The 5,503-nt window shown below is 72.9% G+C and carries 3 protein-coding genes and 1 pseudogene; 1 reads left to right on the top strand and 3 read right to left on the bottom strand.

Features of this window, described 5'->3' with window-relative positions; all coding sequences use genetic code 11:
* Positions 1-27: 27 nt before the first annotated feature.
* The 3 genes and pseudogenes from CCN44_RS25485 to CCN44_RS25475 form a co-directional block, all read right to left on the bottom strand.
* A pseudogene (locus CCN44_RS25485) lies at positions 28-258 on the bottom strand (NUDIX hydrolase); the annotation flags it as partial.
* Between the two features lie 600 nt (positions 259-858).
* Entirely contained in the window at positions 859-2,367 is a 1,509-nt protein-coding gene (locus tag CCN44_RS25480; RefSeq protein WP_237481963.1) for an MFS transporter, read from the bottom strand.
* The gene (locus CCN44_RS25475) at positions 2,357-3,604 is read right to left on the bottom strand and encodes a helix-turn-helix transcriptional regulator (protein ID WP_158103146.1); all 1,248 of its coding nucleotides are present in this window, start codon (positions 3,602-3,604) and stop codon (positions 2,357-2,359) included. The genes CCN44_RS25480 and CCN44_RS25475 overlap by 11 nt, the downstream gene beginning before the upstream one ends.
* Positions 3,605-3,876: 272 nt before the next feature.
* On the opposite strand from CCN44_RS25475, the gene CCN44_RS25470 reads away from it, so the two are divergent.
* Positions 3,877-5,503: condensation domain-containing protein (locus CCN44_RS25470; protein ID WP_143649960.1), on the top strand; the 1,627-nt coding region annotated here is incomplete at its 3' end.

Here is a 5,503-nt window from a genome sequence, read left to right as displayed (position 1 = left end):
CGTACAGCCCGACTCGTCTGTCCCCTACGCGAGCTGATCGTCCCAGGGGCCGTGCGGGGCCACCCAGTCCACCACCAGCAGCCCGAGCAGCGTGACGCGTATGCCGAGTTCCTCCATCAGCTCACGGTTCACCAGCAGCACACGGCCGGACGGGTCCCGCAGCAGCACATCGGCCGCCACGCGCTTGCGGGCCTGCTTGGCGTTGCCCTCCGCGAGGTACGCGTTCCACGCGTCGGTGTCGGCGGGATCGGGAACCAGGGATGGGGGCACGCGGTCAGTCAAGCAGCCGCCATCCCCCTTCGCGGCGCTCGTAGCGTCCCTCCGGTACCCCGGGGACGACGGGGGAGCGGAGCAGGTCCCGCGGTAGGTTCGGACTGACGGGAACTTCTGGATCAGCAGGAGATAGCCGGTGCGGCCGTAGCCCTCGGGGGTGTCTCCGCAGTGGGCGTGGCGGTCGACGAGATCGCCCGGGCGGAGCCAGTCGAGGGCGCCGTGGTGGTGATTTCTGCGGCAGTGGGTGCAGTAGAGGATCGCGTACCTTCCCCAACGGCGCGGATATCCGTGGGGGGACCCGGCCCGCGCGCGGAGAACGGGTACATGCTCGCCGTCCCTCAGCCCGCCGCGCTTCCGTGCCCAGCGGTCGGAGGCGGCCTGGACGTGGTGGTGATCGAAGGTGCCGGGCGACGTCGTGCCGGCGGCCGATGTGAGGAGGAGTTCGCCGAGGTTCATGTGCTGACGAACGAGCGGGCCGGCGTCCGTGTCACCGCGTGGCGCGATGGTGGTCACGGGACGTCGGCCCGCCGCCGACCGCCGCCCGTTCCGAAACTCCAGTGGGCCGGTGGTCGGGTCGTCGCCGCGTCAGGCCGTCGCCGCGGCCGCCGCCCTCCGCAGCGGCGGGACGAACGCCAGGGCGATCAGGGACAGGACCAGGTTGAGGATCAGCGTCACGGTGAACGCGTGGGTGTAGGCGTGCCGGGAGCCCGCGTCGCCGAGGGTGCTGAAGTAGACCAGGCCGACCAGGGTGATGCCCACGGACATGCCCAGCTGGCCCACCGTCTCCAGCACGCCGGCCGCGCTGCCGGCCTCCCGCGGCGGTACTCCGGTCAGCGCGGCGCCGAGCAGGGGGCTGACGCCGAGGCCCTGGCCCACGCCGATGACGACGAGCGCGGGGATGAGCACCGGACCGGACAGTGAGTCGCCCGCGGCCAGCGCGGTGATCAGCAGGAGGAGGTAGCCGAGCGCGTTGAGGCCGTACCCGGCGGTCAGGACGTGCAGACCGAGCCGCGGCATGATCTTCGGCAGGGCCAGGGACGTCCCGGTGAACGCGATGCCGAGCGGGGCGAACAGCAGGCCGGACTCCAGGGCGGAGTAGCCGAGCCCGCTCTGCAACTGGACGGCGAGCACGAAGAAGAGGCCGGCGTTGCAGGCGAAGAACGCCAGGAACAGCGCGTTGCCCGAGCGGTAGGCGCCCAGCCGCAGCAGCGGCGGGTTGACCAGGGGCTGCCCGCCGGCCGCGGCGAGCTGGCGCTGCCACCAGCCGAACGCCACGAAGCACGGCACGGACAGCACCATCATCACGAAGCACCACACGGGCCAGCCGGCCGTACGGCCCTCCGCCAGCGGGAACGAGAGCAGCAGCAGGGCCAGTGTGAGCAGGGCGACGCCCGGCAGGTCCAGCCGGGGCCGCTGGGTGCCCCGGAAGCCGGGCATGGTCAGCGCGGCACCGGCGATGGCGGCCAGGCCCAGCGGCAGGTTCACCAGGAAGATCGGGCGCCAGCCCCAGCCGAACAGGTCCAGGTGGACCAGCACGCCGCCGATCAGCTGGCCGGTGATCGCGGCGAGGCCGATGGTGACGCCGAACAGCGCGAGCGCCTTGTCCCGCTGGGCGCCCTCGAAGGAGGTCTGGATGATGGACAGGATCTGCGGGAAGAACAGCGCCGCGGACAGGCCCTGCACGCACCGGAAGACGATCAGCGCCTCGGGGCCGGGTGCCACGCCGCACAGCAGCGAGGCGACCGTGAACAGCCCGAGGCCGGCGAGGAACATCCGCTTGTAGCCCAGGATGTCGCCGAGCCGGCCGCCGGTGACCAGGAACAGCCCGTACACCAGGATGTAGCCGCCGACCGTCATCTCGGCGGCGGAGACCGAGGCGCCGAGGTCGGAACGGATGGACGGGATGGCGACGTTGACGATGTAGGAGTCCATCATCGCCATGAACGTCGCGGCCATCGCCACCAGGACCATGGCCTTGACCCGGGCGGGCGGGAGCGGCGGAGGGCCGTCGTCACCGGTGGCCGGCGCGCCGGCCGGCGCGGTGTCCGTCGTCTCGTCCCGCTCGGTGAGGGAGACGGACTTGTCATCCTGCATGTGCTGGCCTGCTCTCGTGGGTGGGGGGCGTCAGGTCGGCGTCGAATTCCGGGCCGAGCAGGTGGAGACGGGTCCCCACCAGTTCGACGCGCGAGCAGACACCGAGCTTCTGGAAGATCTTCCGGAGGTGGAAATTGACCGTGTGGGGGGAGAGGTTGACGCGCGAGGCGATCTGACGATTGGTCAATCCGGCGGCGACGAGGCGGGTGATGGCCTCCTCGGTGGGGCTCAGCACCCCGCCCTCCGCGTCGCCCGCCGGCGGCTCGTGCCGCAGCAGGGCCGCGGCCTCGTACAGCAGCGGGTGCCGGAACCGCAGCCGGTCGCCGTCCAGGACGAGCACCCCGGCCTCCACGGCCTCGCGCACGGCGCCCAGCACGGACACCGCCCGGCCGTCGGGCAGATGGGTCAGCTCGCTCATCCGCGGCGGCAACTGCCGTGCCGCCACCGCCTGGAGCAGGTCCCGGGTCCGTGCGGACAGGCGCGGGTCGGCGGTCAGCAGCGTGGCCACCACCCGCTGGGGCGGCGTCGCCGCCGCGAGGCTCGCGACACCGCCGCACACCCGGTACCCGCCCTCGTCGGTCAGCGCCGCGAGGGCGGCCGTCAGCAGGCCGGGATGGCCGCCGCACGCCGTGATCAGGCGCTCCACCGAGGCGTCCGGGGTGCCGCCGAGCCGGTCCGCGGCCATCCGCAGGGCGTCCCGGCGGTGCAGCGGACCCAGCGTCACCTCGATCGTGTCCGGGCGTCGGTGCGGCGCGTGCGCGGCCGGTCCGCCGGTGCCGGACAGCAGCCACAGCACCCGGCGGGCGGAGCGTGCCGCGGGCAGCGCGCGCAGCGCGGCCAGCACATCGGGATCGTCCCAGGCGACCTCGTCCAGCGCGACGAGGACGGGCCGGGCCGCGGCGCCGTGCGGGGCCGGCCGGCCGGCCCCGAGCACCTCGTCGAGGAGATCCGGCCCGTGCGCCGCGGAACTCTCTTCGGCCGTCCCGGAAAATGGCTCGAAACCGGTGGTCGCGGCCATGAGGGAAGCCGTCAGCAGCAGCCTCTTGTGCTGTGCGGCGGGACCGCCTATCACCTCGAACCCGACCTGTCGTGCGGTGTCCGAAATACGGTTGACCAAAGCGGTCTTTCCGTAACCCTTCGGGCCTTGCAGCAGGATCAGATTGCTGCGCCCGTGGCGTATTCGGTGTAAGCGTTGGCGTATTACCCACTGTTCATGGGTACGGCCGTACAGATTCACTTCTCGCCCCCGTATGTGCCTGTTACAGCTGTCGGCGCTGACCGCGCTCACCAGTCACGATGCCATGCGCCGCGCGATCGACATTAACCGACGCGGGTAAAGAAAAACCCATGGTGCGGCGCTATACCCCACGCTTTGAGAGGAAGTCAACTACTCGAACAAGTAGTGGCTGATTTCCAGAGGGTTTGACAGCTTTGAACGGTCCGCGGAGTGCCACCGTCGGGCCGGGAAGCGATCCCTACGGGGTCACTACGGGGGAGAGTCACATCGACATGCCAGACGCCGACCGGGGCATCCGTCTGCCGCTGACCGCCGCACAGGAAGGCGTATGGGCCGCGCAGCGGCTGAATCCGGCGAATCCGCGCTACAACTGCGCCAGCTACCTGGAGATCCACGGCCCGGTGGACGCCGGGCTGCTCGGCCGTGCGGTGCGGATCGCGCTCGCCGAGGCCGAGGCGCTGCGGGTACGGCTGGACGACGACGGCGGACCCGGCCAGACCGTGCGGCCGGTGGCCGAAACCAGCCCCCTGGACGTGCTCGACCTGTCGGCCGGCGCGGACCCCCGGGCCGCCGCCGAGGAGTGGATGCGCGCCGACCTGTCCCGCCCGGTGGACCTCACCCGCGGACCGCTCGTCCGGCACGTGCTCGTCAAGGAGTCCGCCGACTCCTGGCTGCTGTACCTGCGCTACCACCACGTGGTCATGGACGGCCTCGGCCACACGGTCCACGTTCGGCGCATCGCCGCGGTGTACACCGCGCTCACCGCCGGCGCCGAACCCCCCGCCGTACGCACGGTCCCGCTGCGCGACCTGGTCGCCGAGGACGCGGCCTACCCGGACTCGGCCGCCCACGCCCGCGACCGCGCCTACTGGCTGGACCGGTTCGCCGACCGGCCCGCCCCGGTCAGCCTGGGCGACCAGCACACCGGCGCCGCGGGCGGACTGCTGCGCCGGGTCACCGACCTCGAAGGCGCCGACGCCGCACTGCTGCGGGACACCGCCCGGCGGCTCGGCGTACGGCCCTCCGCCCTGCTCGTCGCGGCCGTCGCCGTCTACCAGAGCAGGCTCACCGGCGGCACGGAGACCCTGCTGCGGGTGCCGCTGCCCGCCCGCCCCTCCGGCGCGGCCATCGGCACCCCGGCCATGTTCGCCAACGAACTCCCGGTCCGGATCGCCGCCCCGCGCACCGCCTCCTTCGCCGAGGTGGCCGCCGAGGTGTCCCGGGAACTCGGCAACGCCCTGCGCCACCAGCGCTTCCGCGGCGAGCAGCTGCACCGCGAGCTGTTTCCCGAGGGCCGCCGCGAGCAGCTCGCCGGCACCACCGTCAACGTGGTGACCTTCGACGCCGAGGTGTCCTTCGCGGGCCTGCCGAGCACCGCGCACCACCTGTCCTCCGGACCCGTGGACGACCTGCGCTTCGACTTCTTCTCCGACGCCCGCGGCACCCGGGTGCGGCTGCACACCGACGCCAACCCCGAGCGGCACTCCGCCGGTGCCCCCGCCGCCCACACCCGCCGGCTGCTCACCCTGCTCCGGGCGGCCCTCACCGACCCCGAACGGCCCGTCGGGCGGCTGCCGCTGACCGACGACGCCGAACGCCGGGCGGTGCTCGCCGCGGGTGCGCCCGAGCGGCGCGAGTACGACCTGGACACCCGGCTGCACGAGCTGGTCGCCGCCCGGGCCGCCCGCACCCCGGACGCCGTGGCCGTCACCGACGACACCACGTCCCTCACCTACCGGGAACTCCTCGACCGGGCCCGCCGGCTCGCCCGCCACCTCGGCGAGCAGGGCGTGGCACCCGGCACGGTCGTCGGCGTGTGCCAGGACCGCTCGGCACACCTGGCCGTCTCCCTGCTCGCCGTCCTCCTGGCCGGCGGCGCCTACCTGCCGCTGGACCCCG

The organism is Streptomyces tricolor, from assembly GCF_002155905.1.
Classification (GTDB): domain Bacteria; phylum Actinomycetota; class Actinomycetes; order Streptomycetales; family Streptomycetaceae; genus Streptomyces; species Streptomyces tricolor.
Note: the sequence above shows the minus strand (reverse complement) of the source record. Positions and strands in the feature narration are given on the sequence as shown.

What these genes read in the sequence shown, in the direction of transcription:
- CCN44_RS25480 (WP_237481963.1), bottom strand. Translation starts at nt 2,367, where the DNA reads ATGCAGGATGACAAGTCCGTCTCCCTCACCGAGCGGGACGAGACGACG.